Source organism: uncultured Roseibium sp. (genome assembly GCF_947496995.1).
Taxonomy (GTDB): domain Bacteria; phylum Pseudomonadota; class Alphaproteobacteria; order Rhizobiales; family Stappiaceae; genus Roseibium.
Genome location: NZ_CANMFD010000001.1, coordinates 1,327,142 through 1,346,600 on the forward strand (window position 1 = coordinate 1,327,142; position 19,459 = coordinate 1,346,600).

13 protein-coding genes are annotated in these 19,459 nt (G+C 60.0%); 5 read left to right on the forward strand and 8 right to left on the reverse strand.

The window, feature by feature from the left end:
• Positions 1-329: 329 nt before the first annotated feature.
• Positions 330-2,354 carry an EAL domain-containing protein gene (locus tag Q1B40_RS05965; protein ID WP_299811382.1) on the forward strand — a complete coding sequence of 675 codons (2,025 nt, stop codon included), beginning with the start codon at positions 330-332 and terminating at the stop codon, positions 2,352-2,354.
• Between the two features lie 29 nt (positions 2,355-2,383).
• On the opposite strand, the gene Q1B40_RS05970 is transcribed toward Q1B40_RS05965, so the two are convergent.
• The 4 genes from Q1B40_RS05970 to Q1B40_RS05985 all read right to left on the reverse strand — a co-directional run bounded on the left by Q1B40_RS05970 (position 2,384) and on the right by Q1B40_RS05985 (position 8,625).
• Positions 2,384-3,772, reverse strand: a complete 1,389-nt coding sequence (locus Q1B40_RS05970; RefSeq protein WP_299811386.1) for a peroxidase family protein — start codon at positions 3,770-3,772, stop codon at positions 2,384-2,386.
• A 530-nt stretch (positions 3,773-4,302) separates the two neighbouring features.
• Complete coding sequence (locus Q1B40_RS05975) at positions 4,303-5,514, reverse strand: mandelate racemase/muconate lactonizing enzyme family protein (RefSeq protein ID WP_299811389.1); 1,212 nt, start codon at positions 5,512-5,514, stop codon at positions 4,303-4,305.
• A 10-nt stretch (positions 5,515-5,524) separates the two neighbouring features.
• Positions 5,525-7,012, reverse strand: coding sequence for an aldehyde dehydrogenase family protein (locus Q1B40_RS05980; protein ID WP_299811392.1), 1,488 nt, complete (start codon positions 7,010-7,012; stop codon positions 5,525-5,527).
• On the reverse strand, positions 7,009-8,625 hold the full coding sequence (locus Q1B40_RS05985; RefSeq protein ID WP_299811395.1) for a GMC family oxidoreductase: 1,617 nt from the start codon (positions 8,623-8,625) through the stop codon (positions 7,009-7,011). Before Q1B40_RS05985 ends, Q1B40_RS05980 begins: the two co-directional genes overlap by 4 nt.
• 185 nt (positions 8,626-8,810) lie before the next feature.
• Between Q1B40_RS05985 and Q1B40_RS05990 the strand changes: the two genes are divergently transcribed.
• The gene (locus Q1B40_RS05990; protein WP_299811398.1) at positions 8,811-9,695 is read left to right on the forward strand and encodes a LysR substrate-binding domain-containing protein; all 885 of its coding nucleotides are present in this window, start codon (positions 8,811-8,813) and stop codon (positions 9,693-9,695) included.
• A gap of 6 nt (positions 9,696-9,701) precedes the next feature.
• On the opposite strand, the gene Q1B40_RS05995 is transcribed toward Q1B40_RS05990, so the two are convergent.
• Both Q1B40_RS05995 and Q1B40_RS06000 read right to left on the reverse strand, forming a co-directional pair.
• Positions 9,702-12,107 carry a fatty acid cis/trans isomerase gene (locus Q1B40_RS05995; RefSeq protein ID WP_299811400.1) on the reverse strand — a complete coding sequence of 802 codons (2,406 nt, stop codon included), beginning with the start codon at positions 12,105-12,107 and terminating at the stop codon, positions 9,702-9,704.
• Entirely contained in the window at positions 12,104-12,334 is a 231-nt protein-coding gene (locus Q1B40_RS06000) for a hypothetical protein (protein ID WP_299811403.1), read from the reverse strand. Before Q1B40_RS06000 ends, Q1B40_RS05995 begins: the two co-directional genes overlap by 4 nt.
• Before the next feature lie 211 nt (positions 12,335-12,545).
• On the opposite strand from Q1B40_RS06000, the gene Q1B40_RS06005 reads away from it, so the two are divergent.
• Both Q1B40_RS06005 and Q1B40_RS06010 read left to right on the forward strand, forming a co-directional pair.
• A complete protein-coding gene (locus Q1B40_RS06005) occupies positions 12,546-13,889 on the forward strand; it encodes an FAD-binding oxidoreductase (RefSeq protein ID WP_299811405.1) in 1,344 nt (447 codons plus the stop codon).
• 548 nt (positions 13,890-14,437) lie between these two features.
• Positions 14,438-15,760 carry an FAD-binding oxidoreductase gene (locus Q1B40_RS06010; protein ID WP_299811408.1) on the forward strand — a complete coding sequence of 441 codons (1,323 nt, stop codon included), beginning with the start codon at positions 14,438-14,440 and terminating at the stop codon, positions 15,758-15,760.
• A gap of 61 nt (positions 15,761-15,821) precedes the next feature.
• Here the strand turns inward: Q1B40_RS06010 and Q1B40_RS06015 are convergent, their stop codons facing one another.
• Together Q1B40_RS06015 and Q1B40_RS06020 are read right to left on the reverse strand one after the other, a co-directional pair.
• The gene (locus tag Q1B40_RS06015; protein WP_299811411.1) at positions 15,822-16,508 is read right to left on the reverse strand and encodes a GNAT family N-acetyltransferase; all 687 of its coding nucleotides are present in this window, start codon (positions 16,506-16,508) and stop codon (positions 15,822-15,824) included.
• Between the two features lie 391 nt (positions 16,509-16,899).
• A complete protein-coding gene (locus Q1B40_RS06020) occupies positions 16,900-17,430 on the reverse strand; it encodes a MarR family transcriptional regulator (protein WP_299811414.1) in 531 nt (176 codons plus the stop codon).
• A gap of 133 nt (positions 17,431-17,563) precedes the next feature.
• Here Q1B40_RS06020 and Q1B40_RS06025 point away from each other — a divergent pair, with 133 nt between their 5' ends.
• Entirely contained in the window at positions 17,564-19,312 is a 1,749-nt protein-coding gene (locus Q1B40_RS06025) for a pentapeptide repeat-containing protein (RefSeq protein WP_299811416.1), read from the forward strand.
• Positions 19,313-19,459: the final 147 nt, after the last annotated feature.

The window sequence follows — 19,459 nt, forward strand, 5'->3', positions numbered from 1 at the left end:
TTTTCCGTGCCGGATCGGCCGCGGCCCGGGGCATCCGCAGGCTGTGAGGTGGGCGGAATTCAGTGGTAAACTGCGAAAGGTAAACACCTAAAAATTGAGACAAATATGGCCTGTCGCAATAGGTGTATTATTGCAATGATAGGTTATTTTTTTCAAAGGGTTAGGTTGAGTAATCTTTTGTTATTGATACTGCGTTTCAAGCACGTGTTTTTACGAATTCCGTAGGGAAAGCAGGTAGGTTGCATCTTCTGGAGTAAGAGATGCTGACCGTCCTTTCATGTATTGCTTTTGAGCATGACCCGCTGTTTGTTTTTCTGGCGGTAGTCATATTGACGGTCGGTGCAGTTCTGACCATGCGGCTCTATGCAAGAGTACGCCGGACGAACGGCAGTCTCAAGTATATGTGGCTGCTGCTTTCCGGTCTGATCGCGGGCGGAACGATCTGGAGCACCCATTTTGTCGCCATGATCGCCTACGAAAGCCCGTTCATTCTGGGATACGATCTCGGGTTGACGGTGATTTCGCTGATCGTTGCCGTGTCTGGCGCCACAGCCGGCCTGCTGATCAGCAGCGTCACGCGAAGCTCGATATTGATCGAGGTTGGCGGGCTGGTTTTCGGAGCTTCCATAGCGGTCATGCACTTCATCGGCATCGAGGCGATGAAGGTCTCGGGGATACTGACGGTGTCCATGCCATATGTGTTCGCCTCGGTCGTCCTTGCCTGTGTCTTCGGAATGCTTGCGACCAACCGGGTGGCCCGGCCGGTGACACGCTACTGCAAATACGGCGCCGTGCTCAGCTTCATTCTGGCGGTGGCCAGCTTGCACTTTATCGCCATGGCCGGTGTGGATGTCATGCCTCTGCGTCTGGATGGCAGCATCAACGACCTCGTGTCCAACCGGCTCGTCGGGATTGCCATAGTCTTCACGATGAGCGTTCTCATGCTGTCGGCGATGATCACCTATTCGATCGATTCCGCAAATGCCCAGGATGCCGACAACAAGCTGCATCACGTGGCCCATCACGACCCCATGACCGGGCTGCCCAACCGCAGGGCTCTCGACCGGTATCTGGACGCAAGACTGTCCAGCATCACCAATGACAACGCGCGCATTGTCGTGATGAACTGCAATCTGACCCGGTTCAAGGAAGTGAACGAGGTTCTCGGCTATTCCGGCGGGGATGCATTGTTGCGGCACGTTGCCAAATGCCTGTCGGAGCATCTGGAACAGGGCGAATTTATCGCCAGGCTCAGCGGTGACGAATTCGTTATCGTCGGAAGACCGGTCTACAATCGGGGCTATATCCTCGAATTCTGCAAGCGGGTGCAGAAACTGGTATCGCAGCCGATGAGCTGGCGGGGCAAGGATATCCGCGTTGGCTGCAGCGTTGGATATGCCCTTTATCCTGACCATGGCTCGGGCGGGGTTGAACTTCTCGACGCGGCGGAGCGCGCCATGCGCCGTGCCAAGGTGGAGGGAGGAAATGCCGCCCTTTGTTACGATGAGGACAAGGACCAGCAGATCCGCGACCGCAGCGCGCTTGCCATGGATCTGCGCAATGCGCTCAAGAACGATGAATTCGAACTCTATTATCAGCTTCAGAACGACGTCGGCACGCGTGCCGTTACCGGGACTGAGGTTCTGCTGCGCTGGAACCATCCAAAGCGCGGAAAGGTTCCGCCCTCGCAATTCATCCCGATTGCCGAGGAGAACGGGCTTATCCTCGAAATCGGCGCCTGGGTCCTCCGCACCGCCTGCCATGAGGCGGCTGGCTGGTCGGCACCCGTCAAGATCGCGGTGAATATCGCCCAGGTGCAGCTTTCCGACAGCAAGTTTCCGGGGTTCGTGGAACGCACGCTCAAACGCAGCGGGCTGGATCCGGCGCGGCTCGAACTGGAGATTACCGAAACCGGCATCATCGCCGACACGACACACGCCCTGCAGATCATTCACCAGCTCAAGCGCCTGGGAGTGCGGATCGTGATGGATGACTACGGAACCGGGTATTCCTCACTGGCGACCTTGCAGGCCTTCCCGTTCGACAAGATCAAGATCGACCGGGAATTCGTCAAGGACCTGGGCCGTAACCGGCAATCCGACGCTATCGTGAAAGCGACGATCATCCTGGCGGAAAGCCTCGATATCCCGGTGCTCGCCGAGGGCGTGGAAACCGAAGAGCACCTCCGTCTCCTCGCCGAGCAGGGCTGCAACGAGGTGCAGGGATTTCTCTTCGGTCAACCGATGCCCGCCAGTGATATCCGGTTTCTGGTCAGCGGGCTCGCGGCGGAGCGGCTGGAAGACAACATCCCCCGGGAGGCCGGTAAAATCAGCCTCGTCAGCCAGGTTGCGTAACAGGGCGGCATGTCTGCCGCCCTGATGCTCTAGCCGTTGATCAGATCTCCGGCGTGGGCGATTTTCCCCCGGTTGGCTTCAGCGTATTTCATCATTCCGGCCAGAACGCCGCCCTTGTTGGAGAATTTTGCAGAGGGTTCGAAGCCGTGGGCATGCCAATAGGTGGTCTTGTCCAGCCTCAGCAGGCGCCCGAACACGGAGGCAACGATCGCACCGCCGACACCGGTCAGTTTGCCGCCACCGTGTTGTTCCGCTTCCTGCAAGCCATAAAACCACAGCGGTGTGCGGGTGAAGCCTTTCTTGGCAAGCTCTGCATGCATTTTGACTTTGGGAGTGGAATGACCACGTGCACTGTTGAGCCATTCGGCAATGATCTCGCCACTGGCAAGCTGATAGGTGTAGCGGTCGCGGATCATGTTGCGCAGTGGCAGGTTGCGGCTCTGGTCGAGCGTCAGATCATGCTTGATGTCCGTAAGGTGGACCTTTTCATGAATGAAGTGAAGGTTCGTCAACGGGAGCCCCAGTGTTGTGCCGACCGGACGCGCACGCTGGGATTTCTTGCCGTCTATATCGAAGAACAGCTTCATCTCGACCGGCTTTTCTCTGGGTCCGAATCCCAGGATCTTGTCCATCGACACCTGGCCGGATCCTGCATGAATTTCGTAGTCGGGCTGGGCCGTCGCATGACCGAAACGATATGCAGCCCCGGTGAACTCGACCGGCATGATGGCGGCGTCCGCGCCAAACAGGTCTGACAATCGTGCTTCGTCCAGGCACGCCTGGTCGACGAATGCGGGCAGCAATTCTTCCCAGATCGCATACTGGTAGTGGAAACGAATAAAACGGCGCACCTCTTCGAAGACCATGTTCCGTTCGGGAACGAATTCAGCCCAGTCGTTTTCCGACATGCCCATATGGGCGCAGCCCTTGATTTCTTCGTATGTCGCCTTGTCCTTCAAGGCTTCAGTCATCAGGATGTTGTGCAGTGCTATGAAGTTGGCCTGAATCTGGCTGACGATTGCGTTTTCATCATTGCGCGGGTCGCCGATCAGAGCGGTTCCATTGCTGGTACGGGCCAAATCGAATTTGTTCTTTTTGGTTCCCATAACCAGGAAATTCGCCGTGTTGTTGCCGCCCTCCCGGCTTTTGTCCGCGCCATAGAGATGCGGAGTCGCCTCCGGGCCACTCCCGTACACGCAGTCGAGGTCCAGCGCAGGCGTGCGCACATTCGGGATCGAGGACGGGGTAATGCGTTTACCGAGTGCGCTGGTGGCATCCAGTGTGATGTCATGATCGACGAGTTGCCCGAAGAAGGTCATTCCGGCAGAGGCCGTGCCGGGCTTGTCGGTTTTCTTGCCCATGCCTTTTGCGACCTTTTCCAGGGTTTCGATGACCTGGGCATGGGTGAGATTTGTCACTTTGACAGGGACCGCAGGCCGCAGTCGTCCGAGTGTGGCCGGAAACGGCCTGGGGCGATCTTCTTCGGGTCCGGTATGGCATTTAATCAATTGATCGATGCGGGATAGCCCGTGGCGTGTGGAGCTCATATCAAGTTCCCTTTCAATTAATTTTGCTGTCTAAGTTTATGATTCTAAAAAGGTAGTCGCACGAATAACCACGCGTTCACGAGCCGGTGAGGCCGTTGGATCGCGCTTATTACTGCAAGAGTGGAAGTTACAGCACTAAAAATGACTGCTTCTTCATATATAAATTATAAAAATATTGGCGTACACGTTATTTATATACAAAAAATCTGAATAAAGCAACCATTTCGGGATCGTGATTAAAGCGCATCTGCTGAATTCCGGCTGCGGAAAGGTGCGTCAAATCCTTTGCGCCATGCTTGAGGTCAACGTCTCGAAACCCTGAGGCACCTGCGATGCAGGAGCCTCAGGCAGGGCACCGCGGATTTTTCCCAGGGCAAGGGCTGCTCCGTATCCCCTTCGCTTCAAAGCGGAAGAGCCGGCCTTTCCTGAAGTCCGAGATGCAGCTCGTTGCCCTTGTACGGATTGGCCCTCGCGACCTCTTCATTGAGATCGTGGCCAAGGCCCGGTTCGCTCGAGGGGATGACGTAGCCGTCTTCCCAACGGATCGGTGTTCTCAGCAGATCGGCATAGAAGCCGTCGAAGCGCCGGATCGATTCCAGCACCAGGAAGTTCGGACTGCAGGTGGCCAGCTGGATATTCGCCAAGGCGACCAGCGGACCGCAGTAGAGATGCGGTGCGATCTGTGCGGAGTGGCATTCGGCCATCGCCGCGATCTTCTTGCCCTCCAGAAGTCCGCCGACGCGGCCGAGGTTCATCTGGAGAATGGCCGCGGCTCCGGTTTCCAGCACCCTGGAAAACTCGTATTTCGTGCAAAGCCGCTCACCGGTCGCAACGGGAATGGAGGTGAAGCGGGCAACTTCCGCCATGTCTTCAGGCCGTTCGGGCGGAATGGGCTCTTCGAACCACAGCGGATCATAGGCTTCCAGCCGGCGGGCCAGACGCTTTGCACCCGAAACCGTGAACTGGCCGTGGGTGCCGAACAACAGGTCGGCCCTTGTCCCGACGGCTTCGCGGATGGCGCGGCAAAAGCCCTCCGAACGCTCCAGGTCCTCCAGGCTCGGCTGATGACCGTCATAGATGGTATAGGCCCCGGCCGGGTCGAACTTGACCGCCGTGAAACCCTGCTCGACGGCTTTGAGGGCGACTACGGCGGCCATGTCCGGATCGTTGTAGACATTCGGCAGGGCAGGGTCCGGATAGACGTCGCCTTCCGCAGGGTAGAGATAGGTATAGGTGCGCAGCCTCTCGTGCACCTTGCCGCCAAGCAACTCGTAAGCCGGCTTGCCCGCCGCCTTGCCGATGATGTCCCAGCAGGCCATCTCCAGTCCGGACAGAACGCCCATGACGGTGACATCCGGGCGCTGCGTGTATCCGGCGCCATAGGTCTTGTGCCAGAGCTTCTCGATATGATGCGGATCCGCACCTTCGAACTGGCGCTGGAAAACATCTTTTGCCATGTCGGCCACCAGATGCGGGCCGAAGGTGGCGTTGTAGATCTCGCCGTAGCCGGTGATGCCGCAGGCGGTTACCAGCTTGACGAAGATGAAATAGCGGCCACCGTGGCGCGGCGGGGCGTTTTCAACGACAAAGGTCTCGATTTGGTCGAGTTTCATTTGGAACCGTTTAGCTTGCGTTGCTGATGGTGATCGATTTCACCTTGGTATATGCATCCAGGCCTTCCCAGCCCTTTTCGCGCCCGTAACCGGATTTCTTGTTGCCGCCGAAGGGCAGTTCCAGTCCGCCTGCCCAATAGTCGTTGACCGAAACCTGGCCGCAATCGAGGGCCGCCGCGACGCGCATCGACCGGCCGACGTCGGATGTGTAGACGCTCGCAACCAGACCGAACTCCGTACCGTTGGCAAGCGCGACCGCTTCTTCTTCTGTTTCGAAGTTCTGCACCGCCAGCACTGGGCCGAAGATCTCTTCCTGCACAGCCGGATCGTCCGGCTGAAGGTCCGCAATGATGGTCGGTTGGAAGAACCAGCCCTTGCCGGTGTCCGCGTCGGTGGTGACATCTCCGCCGGTGAGGATATTGGCGCCTCTGGCCTTTGCCGCATCCACATGAGCCTTGATGCGGGACAAATGCAGGTTGGAGTTGATCGCTCCCATGTCGGGAGCCGTCAGGCCGTGCGCCGTTTTGATCTTTCCTGCCCGCTCCGTCAGAATGGCAAGAACCTCATCGCGGATCGATTTGTGCAGGATGAGACGCGATCCGGCAGAGCAGATCTGGCCCGAGTTGGAGAAAATCGCCCAGTAGGCGCCTTCGGCAACCTTTTCCGGATCGGCATCCTCAAAGGCGATCAACGGCGACTTGCCGCCGAGTTCCAGCGTCAGGCGGGTCACGTTCGGCGCCGTCATCTGCGCGACATGGACACCCGTCGCAACGGAGCCCGTGAAGGTCAACTGCCTGATGCGCGGGTCCTGCGCCATTTTCGCACCGACCTCGGAACCAAGACCGGTCACCACATTCACCAGCCCGTCCGGCACGCCGGCTTCAGACAGCAGCTGCGCCATCACCAACGCCGTGAACGGCGTGGTCTCTGCGGGTTTTGCGACCACGGAACAGCCGGCGGCCAGAGCGGGTGCGACACCGCGCGCGAAGGTCGAGGTGGGATAGTTCCAGGGAATGATGTGCCCTGTAACTCCGACCGGTTCGCGCACGGTGAAGGCGGTGTAGGCAGAGCCCAGATTGACCGACCGGCCATCGAGCTTGTCGGCCGCCCCGGCGTAATATTCGAAAAGTCTGGCCGATGCCTGAACGTCGCCGGAGGCCTCCGCCAGAGTCTTGCCGCTGTCGACCACCTCGATGACCGAAAGCCGGTTGGCGTTTTCCCTGAGGACGCGGGCGACGCTGTTCAGGATGCGGCAGCGCTCGGCCGGAGCGACATGGCGCCAGTGGTTTGCCGCCTTTTCGGCAGCCGCGATCGCCCGGTCCATGTCCGCCTCGGTCCCGAGGGAAAATTCCGCGAAGACTTCCGCACGGCCCGGATCGAAGCTTTCCATTTTCCGGCTGGAGGCTGGCGTAAACCTGCCGTCTATGAAATGGTCATCGGGCAGCGACGCCAGCTCTCCCGTCTTCAGGTAGTCCTGTGCGATATCCTGGACAGTCATTGCATGTTCCGTCTTTGGTCTTCGAGAATGAGATCGGCCCCCTTGAGGGCCAGCATCATGGTCGGGGCGTTGGTATTGCCCGAAGTGATATTCGGAAAAGCTGAAGCATCGACAACGCGAAGCCCATCGACGCCATGGACTTTCAACCGGCTGCTGACGACGGCCGTCTGCCGGTTTTCACCCATGCGGCAGGTGGACACCGGATGGAAGACGGTGCTCGCACGGGCGCGGAAATCCGCCAGGATGCCATCGTCGTTCAGGTCGCCCAGATGCGGTGCGACCGAGCTCTCAACCAGTTTGCTCAGGGCATTGCTGGACATCAGCTTCTGGCATAGCCTGCCGCCGTCGATGACGGTTTGCCGGTCTTCTTCCGTGGCGAGGGAGTTCGGCCGGATCGCCGGCGCAACCATGCTGTCTGCGCTCTTGATGTCCACGCGCCCCCGGCTGGTCGGCCGTGCCGGCTGCGCGCAGATGATGAAGCCGTTGAACGGATCGACGGTCAGGCGGGTCGTATTCCGGTAGGGCGTCAGCCGGTAGCTGATCGGATTGAAGTAAAGCTGCTGGTCGGGCCGGTTGAGGTCCGGGCGCGATCTCAGAAAACCGCCGCACTGGTTCACCGACAGGGAGAGCGGCCCCTGACGGGTGGCTGCATATTGCAGTGCTGCAAGCGCCTGGCCGAACAGGGGACGCAAAACGGCATTCAGCGTTGCCTCGCGGGCGCGGAAGGTGAAGTTCGCGGCCAGATGGTCCTGCAGGTTGCCGCCGACATTTTCATTGTCGTGGATCACCGGAATGCCCAGCCCGCTCAGCAGCCGGCCCGGTCCGACGCCGGAAACCTGTAGGAGCTGCGGCGACCCGATGGCCCCCGCCGACAGGATCACCTCGCGCCGGGCGAAGACCGTCTCGCCGCTGACCAGCTCGATGCCATGCGCGGTCAGTCCCTCAAAAAGGATGCGTCTGGCCTGGGCATTCATGCGCAGGGCGAGGTTGGGGCGGGCAAGGGCAGGGCGCAGAAAGGCGCGAGCAGACGAGCAGCGCCGGCCGTTGCGAGTGTTGATCTGGTAGACGCCGCCGCCTTCGGGATTGTCGCCGTTGAAATCGTCCGACCAGGGCAGGCCGGCTTCGAGGACCGCGGCATGAAAGTGCCGGGTTACCCTGTGGATCTGGTTGGTGATGTTCTGAACATGAATGAGCCCGTTCCCCTGCTTTTCGCCAAGCGGGGTCACCTTCGTTTCAAGCCGTTCAAAGGTGGATTTGACGTCCCGCCAGTTCCAGCCGACAGCGCCGGAGTTCTCCCAGTCCTCGAAATCTCCGGGAAGGCCACGGCAATAGACCATGGCGTTGATGGACCCGGAGCCGCCCAGCAGCCGCCCGCGCGGCCAGAAGACACTGCGCCCGCCCAGGCCTTCGTCGGGCTCGGTCATGAAACGCCAGGTCCGCTTCGGGTCGGAGTTGAGCTTACCGTAGCCGAGCGGCAGCGACACCCAGGGAGATGTATCCGGCCCGCCGGCTTCCAGCAGCAGAACGCTGGTCTGAGGATCGGCGCTCAATCGCTCCGCCAGGATACATCCGGCGGACCCCGCTCCAACGATGATGTAATCGACTGTTTCCATGCGCTGCACTGCCGTGATGCCTGCTCGTGAGAACAAGTTTCCGGCAAGATCTGAAAAATCTGAAACGAATAATTTTTTGACTTCGCATTGAAAAAATTTGAAAGAGAACCCTGTTTATAAAACGATGATCTGATCGGTCGTCATCGGATCACGGTGGAAAGACCACGCCAACGGGAGACACAGGCATGGCCTATAATCTGCCCCCGCTTTCCTGGTTGCGCGCTTTCGAGGCGGCCGCACGTCTGGGAAATTTTACCCGGGCCGCTGAAGAACTGCTGATCACTCCGGCCGCAGTCAGTTACCAGGTACGCCAGCTCGAGCAGCACCTCGGGTATCCGCTCTTCGACCGGGTGCACCGGGAAGTGGTTTTGACGCGGCTTGGCCAGACCTACCTGCCCAGCGTCGAAAAGGCTTTCTCCGACCTGTCCATCGCGACGGTTTCCGTTTTCGGAGAGCGGCATAGAAAGCCGGTCCGCTTCCGCTGCCTGAACAGCTTCGGCCAGCTGTGGATGATCCCGCGCCTGAAGGCCTTTCAGACAGCCTATCCGGAAATCGATCTTCAGATGATCTCGGCGTCTTGGGCGGAAGTCCTCAATCCGGACCTGTTCGATATCGACGTGCGCTTCGGTGACGGCGCCTGGACAGACGGAGCAGTGGAATTTCTGCTCAACGATCCCATCGTTCCGGTCTGCCATCCGGACCTCGCGCTCGATCCCGGACAAAGGGATCTGGACGGGCTCGCCGGAGCCACCCGTCTGGACATCATGGGTGTGGTCGATACCTGGGAAAGCTTCTTTCGAAGCTACGCGCACCCGGTTCCGCCGCGCAACGGCCTGCAGGTCGATCAGAGCCTGTCGGCCCTGGAACTGGCCGCCCGTGGCCACGGTCATGCTCTTGTGCTGGAAACGCTTGCACAGCCCTATCTGGAGGATGGACGATTGCTCAGGTCGTCTCCCAGGCAGATCAAGAGCCGGCACAGCTATTTTCTCGTCACATCGAGCCCACGACAGGTGCTCAGCCCCGATGCGCAGATTTTCTGCGACTGGATGATCCGCGAATTGAAAGTCTGAAGAGCTTCACTTGAAGGAGAAGGTGAACTCGAACAGGCGCTCGATCGGATCGGACGGTTTGGGGTCCCTGTAGCGGTTGATATCCAGAACGCCCGCCTGGAGCGCGTCCTGATCCCGCAGGCTGTCCTGAATGAGGTCGAACGTGGCCCAGAACTCCGGATGGGTTCTGCGGATGCCGTATTGCGCGACAAGCTCCACGTAATCGTCCTGGCTCCCGATCCCGCGCACCGCGTCGACGAACGTCGGCAGACCGTTCGCAGGCACCTTGAAAATGAAATTCGGGTAGCTGCTGAACTGGCCCGGCACGACCGTCAGGGCGTCGTCTTCCGGCTCGCGTCTCAGGTCTTCATTGAAGATGAAGGCTATATTGCTGTGCGCCTCGTCGTGAACGATCGTGAAAATTTCGCCATCCGGGTTCTCCTCCGTCTCGGCGACCAGGACAGCAATGTCGGGGAGATATTTCGCGAACGGAGCAGGTTTTACCGTCAGCGGACGCAGTTGTCCCGCAGGCGCCTCTGGCGCCGCGCAGGTCTCGCCCGTACACCGGTTGATCGGGTCGCTGGACGGCCAGAGATCCGGTTCGACCTCAATCAGTTTTGTCAGCAGTTCGGTCTTCGGGTGGGTGGTCTGATAGACGATTGCCGTTGGCGACTTCGTATCAAGACCACTGTCCTTCCACATGTCGAGCAAGGTGACCAGAGGACCCCGGTACCAGCTTGAATGTATGGGTTTGCGGATCTGTGGTGGCAGGAGGGACAGGAATATTCGCTCGCCCTCCCGGCGCAGGCTGTCCATGTAGAGCCGCGTTGTGAGCTGGTGCTCAACATTGCCGAAGACATCGAAACCGGCGACCAGATTGTAATGGATCCGCTCGAACAGCGGGAAATCGATGACCCAGGCCGTTTCAGGCACAGTGCCGTTAAATCCGTTCACGACGGAGGCTGAAGAAAAATTGCGGTAGACGGTCAGCCTTGCATCCTTGTTGTGGCCATCGCCATGCCAGATGTCGTCATAGGTGGGACCGCCGCTGACTGCCGCCTGCCGGGCGTAGCGGGTTTGACGGAAGGCCTGGTATTTCACCGGGCCGCGCAGCAGGAAGCCCTCCAGCCGGTCGTCCAGCGATCCACCGGTCTTGGCAACCGGAAGCTCCAGGATGGGGATGGCGTTTTCGAGAAAGCTCGGGTCCGTCACGGACAGATCCGCGTCCGGTGCGAGAAACGTCACCCAGAATCGGTCCTCTATGACGTTTACGGCAACCTGACCGTAGCACACAGGACCGCGAATGAACGAGCGTACGAAAAACAGCGCATTGTCCAGCATGAACTGATAGCGGCTCCGGGCGGGAATGGCGCTGAAGGTGGAAAGCGGGTTGCCGCCTGCGTCGATGGAATAGGCGGGCAATGCGTCGATCGACCAGTCCGCTGCAAGAAACAGCTCGCGGTAGCGCCGCAGCTTCTGCGGGCCGATCTCGTAAACGATATGCTCCTTGTGAAGGATGGTGCCGTCGATCGGGATGATCCGGTAGTAGAAGGATCCGCCGGGATCGTCGAACGGCCGTCTTGACGGAATTTCGTCGGTGTCGGAGCCCGGAGCGGTTCGCGACCGGATGATGCGGAAAAACCTTTGCGGACTGTCGCCCTCAAGATGGAGATGCGCCAGGAACAGGTGTTCGTAGATGTAGCGCGCCGTCAGTCTTTCCCTGAGGCCGCCCTGGTTGAAAAAGGTTTCGATCTCGCTGATCTGTCCGGCCACGTCCTCGGGCAGGGCGCTGTTTACCTCCGGGGCGGGGGCACCGTCTTGCGCCCAGGCGAGAAGCTGCCGGTAATCTTCCTCAGGAAGTGGGGCAGTGGCAAATGGCATGCCGCCCCGGGGATGCTCTGACAGATAGGTCTCGACGTCGGAGCGTGCCGGACAGCTGTTTTTCCGGAAGGTTCGTATATCCAGATCGTCCGGCAGGGCCGCGCCGAGTTCGAAGCCGTTCTTGCGGCCGGCGCGCAGCAGCTGTTCGAGAGCGGAGGGTCCCGTTCCCGCCTGCGAAACGGAGAAGAAGCCTTTCCCCCGCCACTCTGGGACTGTTTTTGCGTCGATACCCAGCCGGGTCATCGGCGCGTCCTCAAGCCTTGAGGATTCGTAGACCTTGATCTTGCTGGCACCGCGCAGCCAGCCTTCCGGCGAAGACAGTTTGAGCTGGCAGGGCGCGTCATAACACCCGTGGCAGACGACGCAGCGCTTGTTCAGCACATCCTGGATCGGAGCAATTCGCGAGGTCCCGTGGACATCTTCAGCCAAGGCTCCCGCAGCTGTTGCGAAGAGCAGGAGAGTGGCGGCGAGAATGAAAAGACCGGTGCGGCAGACGGCAGGCAGACGAGGAAGCGAAATCGATGAAATATCCTGCGGCATGCGGATAATCATTCTTCGTCCTGATGTGTCTCTTGCTTGGGTTGGCGCGCAGGATCGTCCGGGCTCTTGTAATAGTAAAGAAACGACCAGCCCGCATAAACCGTGATGCCGAGCGTCACATAGAACCAGGTGGTGCTGCCGAAATAGTATTCCACGCCTGTCCAGGCGGCGCATACGGCAACAAGCAGGTAGCGTCTCCAAAGCGGATCGAACCAGGGATGTTCAACAGGGCCTAACACGGTTTTGCCTTCCTTTCGGATCAAGTGGGCGCCAAAGCCCTGAAGCTGACGCTAGGAGAGATGCAAGATGTTGCAAAATCAAGCAAAAACCTGCCCCCCATGAACCGATTTCATCTTGAAACTGAATTGTGAACAAGGGAAGGTGTACCTTCTGGTGGGGCAACATATCAACACTATTACAGAATTGGTCCAGAGGAGCCGGTGATCGACCATGTTCACAGCGCTTGATCTCCTGACAGCGAACGATGCTCCCGGCCAGCATGCCCCGTCCTATTATGCGGCCACCGCCAACTGGACGACATCGCATCCGCCTCTGCACGGACAGCAAAGTTGTGACGTCTGTGTTGTCGGCGGTGGGTACACAGGCCTGTCGGCGGCGCTGCATCTGGCCGCGCATGGATTGAACGTCATCCTGCTGGAAGCCAACAGGATCGGCTGGGGCGCCTCGGGCCGCAACGGTGGGCAGGTCGGCTCCGGGCAGCGGATCGAGCAGACGGTTCTGGAGCAGCGTCACGGCAAGTCGCATGCGAAATTGTTGTGGGAGCTCGCCGAAGAATCCAAGGCGCTGGTGAAACGCCTCATCGCCACCCATGAAATTGCCTGCGATTACACACCCGGCATTCTGCATGCGGATCACCGCAAGAGTTTTGTCGAGGACAGCCGGGACTATGTCGAGCATCTGCGTCTTGCCTACGGCTATGAACACATCCGCTTCATAGACGGCGACGAGATCGGCGAGCATGTCGGCAGCCCGCGGTACTTCGGCGGCTCGCTCGATATGGGCGCCGGCCACCTGCACCCGCTCAATTTTGCGCTTGGACTCGGCAGGGCCGCGGAAAGCGCCGGCGCGACCCTGTTCGAGGAGACCCGGGTCACAGGCATTGAAGGGCTGGAACAGGGCCAGAGCCAGGGCAAGGGGCGTCTCACGGTGAAGACCGAGCACGGTGAAGTCCGTGCCGACCACCTGATCCTTGCGTGCAACGGGTATCTCGGCCGGCTCGAGCGGCGCACGGCCGCGCATGTCATGCCCATCAACAATTTCATCGTCGCGACGGAGCCCTTGTCGGAAACTGAAGCGGCGCAGATCATCCGCAACAATGTCGCCGTCGCGGACAGCAAGTTCGTCATCAACTATTTCCGTCTTTCCGCCGACCGCCGCCTGTTGTTCGGAGGCGGTGAAAACTACGGCTACCGGTTCCCCAAGGACATCAGGTCCTTTGTGCGCCGGCCGATGCTGGAGATCTTTCCGCAGCTCGAGGATGCGGCGATCGACTACGGCTGGGGCGGCACTCTGGCGATCACGCCAAAACGCATGCCGTATTTCGCGCGGCCTGCCGCCAACGTGCTGACAGCATCGGGATATTCCGGCCATGGGGTCGCCATGGCCACGCTCGGGGGGCAGATCCTGGCGGATGCGGTTGCCGGAAAGGCCGGACGGTTCGACGTGTTCGAAAAGCTCGACATTCCGGCATTCCCGGGTGGCGACCGTCTCCGCTTTCCGCTGCTTGTTCTGGCGATGACGTGGTTTTCCTTGCGCGACAAGCTTGGGATCTAGGGTGTGGACTCATAAAATTATGCTTTCAGGTCGTTCAGAAAATGATTGGCGCCAAGGCGCAAGATCGCAGGAAACCTTTCTGGTTTTCAAGATTTTGCAACGCTGGAGACGGTCGCTTTCTGAACGATCCGAAGGACATCAATCCGGCTGCGAAGAGCCGCGTCAAAGCCTTTGCCCCATGCATCAGCATGGCTCTTCAGGCTTCTCCTTGCTCTTCTTTGTCGGATTGATGCCTGAAAGTGCAATTTTATGGGTCCACACCCTAGGGACTTTGGAAAATTAGGTTATGGCGCTCACAACGAAATCGAGACGGTTTGAAACGATTTGCGCTTACAGCGGCAACGAAAGAGCAGGAAAGATAGGTCAATTTACCAATGTCGGCCGGAGGGGGACGGGTTCGACAAAGCTGATCGGAAGGACATGGGAAGACACGTTTCCTGCCGGTCCGGATCGCCTCCGCGCACGGGAGGCTGCGTCGTCGGCACCTTCCCTGCCGGCACGCGCCGATTTCAACACCGTACTCTTCTCGTCCATGGGGCCATGACCTGATGCAGCAGACACAATCGGAACCGCGCCGCACGATTGGCAGCTACTGGGAAGCCAGCATCCCGCAGCTGCGGGCCGACCGGCAACTGATCGGCAACGCGCTGTTCGATGTTGCCGTGATTGGCGGCGGCTACGCGGGTCTGAGCGCCGCGCTGAAGCTGGCGGAGGCGGGTGTCTCGGTCTGTGTTCTGGAAGCCGAACACGTCGGCTACGGAGCGTCGGGCCGCAACGGCGGCTTTTGCTGCATGGGCGGCACCAAGCTCAACGAGCATCAGTTGCTGCGCAAGTTCGGCCTCGAGGAGGCCCGCCGGTTCGTTGCCTACCAGGTGGCAGGGGTCAATCTCGTCGCGCAACGGCTCGACAGCTGGGGGGTCGACGCCGAACGTCACTCAAAGGGCGAGATCTACCTTGCCCATCGTCCGAAAGATGCCGTTGGCCTGCGCTCGGACGTCGACTTTCTGATGAAGACCTTCGGTATCAAGGCGCGGTTCCTTGCAAAGGACGAACTGGCGGGCGAGGGCTATGGCGGCCCGAATTTCCATGGCGGGCTGCATGTGCCCTACGGCTTTGCCCTGAACCCGATGATCTACGTCCAGGCGCTCGCGGACCAGGTGCGCAAGAGCGGCGGCAAGATCTTCGGCAAGTCGCCGGTGACCTCCCTGAGCCGTGATGGCGACCGCTGGCGCCTTGAGACCGAACACGGATTTGTCCGCGCCCGGAAAGTGGTTCTGGCGGGCAACGGCTACGCACGGGAAGATGTACCCAAATGGATACACGGGCGCACGCTGCCGGTGATGTCATCGATCCGTGTCACCCGCCCGTTGACCAAAGGCGAATTGGCCGCCCAGGGCTGGACATCGGACATGATGGCTGCCGACACCCGCACGCTTCTGCATTATTTCCGGTTGCTGCCGGATGGGCGGTTCCTTTTCGGAACCCGTGGCGGGCTGTTTGAAAATGACGCGGCGCTGACGGCCATGCAGAACCGCGCGCGCACCGATTTCGAGACCATGTTCCCGGCCTGGGCACATGTGGAGGCGGATTTCAACTGGTACGGACATGTCTGCCTTGCCCGCACGCTGACGCCTTTTGTCGGCGAGGTGCCGGGGGCGGCGGGCCTTTATGCCGCCATGGGCTGGCACGGCAGTGGCATCGCCATGGCGTCGATATCCGGCGAGAAAGTCGCCGGCCTGATCATGGGCAAGCTGCGGCCGCAGGATCTGCCGTCGCCCTTGCAGCGCCCGTTCAAGAAGTTCCCGCTCCCGGCCCTGCGCAAACTCTACCTGCAGGGCGCCTACTGGTGGTACGGGCTGAAGGACCGGTGATGGCACTTTCGGTGGAGCCAGTGGAGGTCCGTCGCGCGCATCTCTGCGCCTGAGACCGAAGTTATTGTTTGCGCCGCACAACCGCGACATTCACCTCGCTGAAGATTTCAAAGCCGAGCTTCCGGTAGAGCGCGATTGCGCCGTGATTGTCCGCATAGGCATGCAGAAAGGGCGTATCGCCGCGTGCCCGTATTTCCCCGGCGACATGGCGGGAAAGCGTGGAGGCAAGCCCGCGCCCACGAAAGTCCGGATGGGTGCAGATGCCGCTGACCTCGGTGAAGCCGGTCACATTCAAACGGGTCCCGGCCATGGCTGCCAGCCGCCCATCGTGCTTCACACCCCAGAACCGCCCGAGTTCGGGCGTCCGGGCGGTGAAGGGGCCGGGCTTGGTCAGCTCTGCAAGGGCAACCATCTCCGGAATGTCGTTTGCGGTCAGAGCGACAATGCCGGCATCCGGCGCTGCATCCGGTCCGGCACGCCGCTCGGTCATCAGGACACCAAGCGCCGTGACCTCCGCTTCGAGCGCATCGGGCAGGGCGATGTCCTCGGCCTGCAGCAGATAAACATGATCCTCCCCGGGGGTGATCAGGTCAGCGAGAGCCTCAAGCGCCGGACGGGAATTGTCTTTGGTGGCCGCGAAGGGAGAGACGGCGGGATCGAACCTCTTGGCCAGGTCGCCACCGCGCGAGAAAGCACTCTGTCGTGTCGTCAAAGCGGACCAGACGGTGCGGTTGAAAATCTGTGTCATTTGCTCTTTACCCTTAGGAACACTCATGTCCAAAATGCCGCGCCCCCTCTGCTGGCCGGAGTTTGACAACGGGTCTCGGCATTTTTCGATGTGGCCTGGCCTGGCCGTGCCGGATGCAGGGCTATCGCATATGCCCGGACACGACAGTTGATTGGTTGTGCAGAATACACTCTCCACAGGTGATTCCCCGGACAAGCGAAGCGCAGGGCCGGGGCCTACTCGCAGTACAGTTTGTTGAAATGGTTGAATTTTTCCCGGTCGAGTTTATTCAATCCACCTACTCTCTGGAAACGAGTAGGCCCCGGGTCTTGCTCCGCTCGCCCGGGGTGACACCAGTATTTGCGGCAACTTCGCGGGTAAATGCGATCGCCCTGGTGCCGGACGGGCTTGATCATCGGTTTTCCTCCTCTGACGGGCTGAAAAGGCTCCAATGGGGCAGCGGTTCATCCGGTTTCCGCCGGGAAAGAGGCCTGTCCGCAAGTGCGTCTTCCAACTGGGCAAGCTGATCCAGCAACGGCCCTTCAAGCCCTGCGCAGGCATCCTGCACGGCCAGAAAGGCAGCGGGCCAGAGCGTTGCCTTCAGATGCGCAACCAGCCTTTCGCCCTCCTGCGTCAGCGAAATCCGGCTGACCCGTCCGTCCTTGTCGTCGGACTGCGCTTCGACGAGGCCGTCCGACTTCATCCTGTTGACCATTCGCGTCACGCCCGGCTGGCTCTGCCCCAACGCTTTCGTCAGATCGCCGATGCTCAGGGGACCGTGGATGTCCAGCGCCGCCATAACCGGGTTGTGCGGTGTCGGCAGATCGGTGCCCGCCAGATCCACGGTCAACTCCTGCGTCTCCGCCTGCAGCTTTTCCCCGATCCGCTTCAACCGGCTGCCGAGCGTGGCGTAGCCGAGAGCGCGGACGACATCTTCAACCATGCAAATCTCCTTCAATATAACAATATATATAACAAGTTATATTAATGAGCAAGCCTGTCTGCCTTCTGGTGGATTGTGTTGACGCGGTTGCAACCAGTGGGTTTGATGGATTTGATCGGGGGACGAACAAGGAATGGCAAACCATCGGAACAGCGCCACTTCCAGGTGGGGCCGCTGCAAGCCGCGTTTGTGGGCGGAAGAAAAGCAGCTTTCTCATATCGCGGAAGTCTCGCAAAACGCCCGCAGCACCTGGTTCGCGCTGATGGCGACCCTGCTGTTTTCGGCCATCGCGGTCTCGGGCGTTCAGGATAGGGATTTTTTCGCCTATGATTCCGGCCTGACCTTGCCGGTCATCGGTTTTTCGGTCCCGATCATGCCGTTTTTTGCCGCCGGCTCGGTGATCGTGCTCGGGCTGTACGTCTACCTGCATCTTTACCTTTCCAAACTCTGGCGGGCGCTGGGCGGTGTGCGGCCGAAGCTGAAGGACGGGCGCTATCTGGACGACGCGGTGTTCCCGTGGCTGATTTCGGATGCGGCCATCTTCCTGAAACCGGGCGGTCCCCGGCGCAGCAGCGGACGCCTGTCGGTCCTGATCGCGGTGCTGTTTCTCTGGGTATCCGGTCCGGCCGTGCTGTTCCTGTTCTGGTGGCGCAGTTTTCCGCCGCACATTCTCTGGCTGACTTCGTGGACTGGCGCGGTTTTTTGCCTGTCGCTGGCCAGCGCCGCCGCCAGTTTCTGCATCTTCATGCGCTGGATGCGCGGTGGCAGCGTCGTGCCCGCCGCCGGGCGGATCTGGAAAGACGTTTATCGCGTCTCCCGCGCTCTGATCGCATTGGTGTTCATCCTGATCGCAGGGGCGGGGATGGTGCGCACCGGTACTGTCCTTGAAACGCCGGAAGTAAGGGAAGGTAAAGTCGTGACGTGGAGGCAGGGCTGGATCCGGATCGGCGGCGAAAGTCCTTGGGTCTACCCGGCTTCTCTCTACCGCGCCGAACTCGTCGAGCGCCCGTCCGGCTGGCTGCCGCGCGCGGAAGCCGAAGCGGATTTTCTGGCGCACTATAGCGGCGAAAAGCGAAAAGACTTCAATTCCGAAACCGATTGGCGGCAAGACGCGAGAGATGCTTTCGCAAAGCGCCGCAAATCCTTGCTGGACGGGCTCAGGGCAAAGGACTTCCAGAACCGGAGTTTCCGCAATGCCGACGCGCGAGAGGTATTCCTGCCTGGCGCGGATTTGCGTTTCGCCGATTTCAAGAAGGCTCAATTGGATAACGCGACCCTTGAAGCGGCGGACCTCTCGGGCGCAAACCTGCAAGAGGCGAACCTCAGGTTAGCAAACCTGCAAGAGGCGGACCTCTCGGACGCAAACCTGCAAGAGGCGAACCTCAGGTTCGCAAACCTGCAAGAGGCGGACCTCTCGGACGCAAACCTGCAAGAGGCGAACCTCAGGTTAGCAAACCTGCAAGAGGCGGACCTCTCGGGCGTAAACCTGCAAGAGGCGAACCTCAGGTTCGCAAACCTGCAAGAGGCGGACCTCTCGGGCGTAAACCTGCAAGAGGCGAACCTCTGGGACGCAAACCTGCAAGAGGCGGACCTCAGGTTCGCAAACCTGCAAGAGGCGAACCTCTGGGACGCAGATGCCAGAAATGCGTCTTTGCAATTTGCATTTCTGGCATCTGTCAATTTAATTGAGGTGCAAAATCTGACCCAGAGTCAAATCAATTTCGCTTACGGCGACGCGGCAACAGCGCTTCCGGATCACCTGTACCGCCCCTCTTACTGGGCGTTCGAAAAGCTCGGTGAGGAAGACGGAGAGCGGCGCTGGCGGGTCTGGTTTGAAGTCCAGGGAGCGAAGGAGAGGAAGGAGAACCGGATCAATTCTTAAGTCTGTCCCGGCATCTCACACTGGTCGCGTCCACTCCGGTTGCCCTGCCGTTCGCAGATCGGTCTCCTTCACGCAGTCCCGGCATTGAGCCGAGACCCCGAGCCACTGGGGGCAGGCCCCGGCTCAAGGCCGGGGCGGCAAGTGTGT

What these genes read in the sequence shown, in the direction of transcription:
- Q1B40_RS05975 (WP_299811389.1), bottom strand. Translation starts at nt 5,514, where the DNA reads ATGAAACTCGACCAAATCGAGACCTTTGTCGTTGAAAACGCCCCGCCG.
- Q1B40_RS05980 (WP_299811392.1), bottom strand. Translation starts at nt 7,012, where the DNA reads ATGACTGTCCAGGATATCGCACAGGACTACCTGAAGACGGGAGAGCTG.
- Q1B40_RS05985 (WP_299811395.1), bottom strand. Translation starts at nt 8,625, where the DNA reads ATGGAAACAGTCGATTACATCATCGTTGGAGCGGGGTCCGCCGGATGT.
- Q1B40_RS05990 (WP_299811398.1), top strand. Translation starts at nt 8,811, where the DNA reads ATGGCCTATAATCTGCCCCCGCTTTCCTGGTTGCGCGCTTTCGAGGCG.
- Q1B40_RS05995 (WP_299811400.1), bottom strand. Translation starts at nt 12,107, where the DNA reads ATGATTATCCGCATGCCGCAGGATATTTCATCGATTTCGCTTCCTCGT.
- Q1B40_RS06005 (WP_299811405.1), top strand. Translation starts at nt 12,546, where the DNA reads ATGTTCACAGCGCTTGATCTCCTGACAGCGAACGATGCTCCCGGCCAG.
- Q1B40_RS06010 (WP_299811408.1), top strand. Translation starts at nt 14,438, where the DNA reads ATGCAGCAGACACAATCGGAACCGCGCCGCACGATTGGCAGCTACTGG.
- Q1B40_RS06015 (WP_299811411.1), bottom strand. Translation starts at nt 16,508, where the DNA reads ATGACACAGATTTTCAACCGCACCGTCTGGTCCGCTTTGACGACACGA.
- Q1B40_RS06020 (WP_299811414.1), bottom strand. Translation starts at nt 17,430, where the DNA reads ATGGTTGAAGATGTCGTCCGCGCTCTCGGCTACGCCACGCTCGGCAGC.
- Q1B40_RS06025 (WP_299811416.1), top strand. Translation starts at nt 17,564, where the DNA reads ATGGCAAACCATCGGAACAGCGCCACTTCCAGGTGGGGCCGCTGCAAG.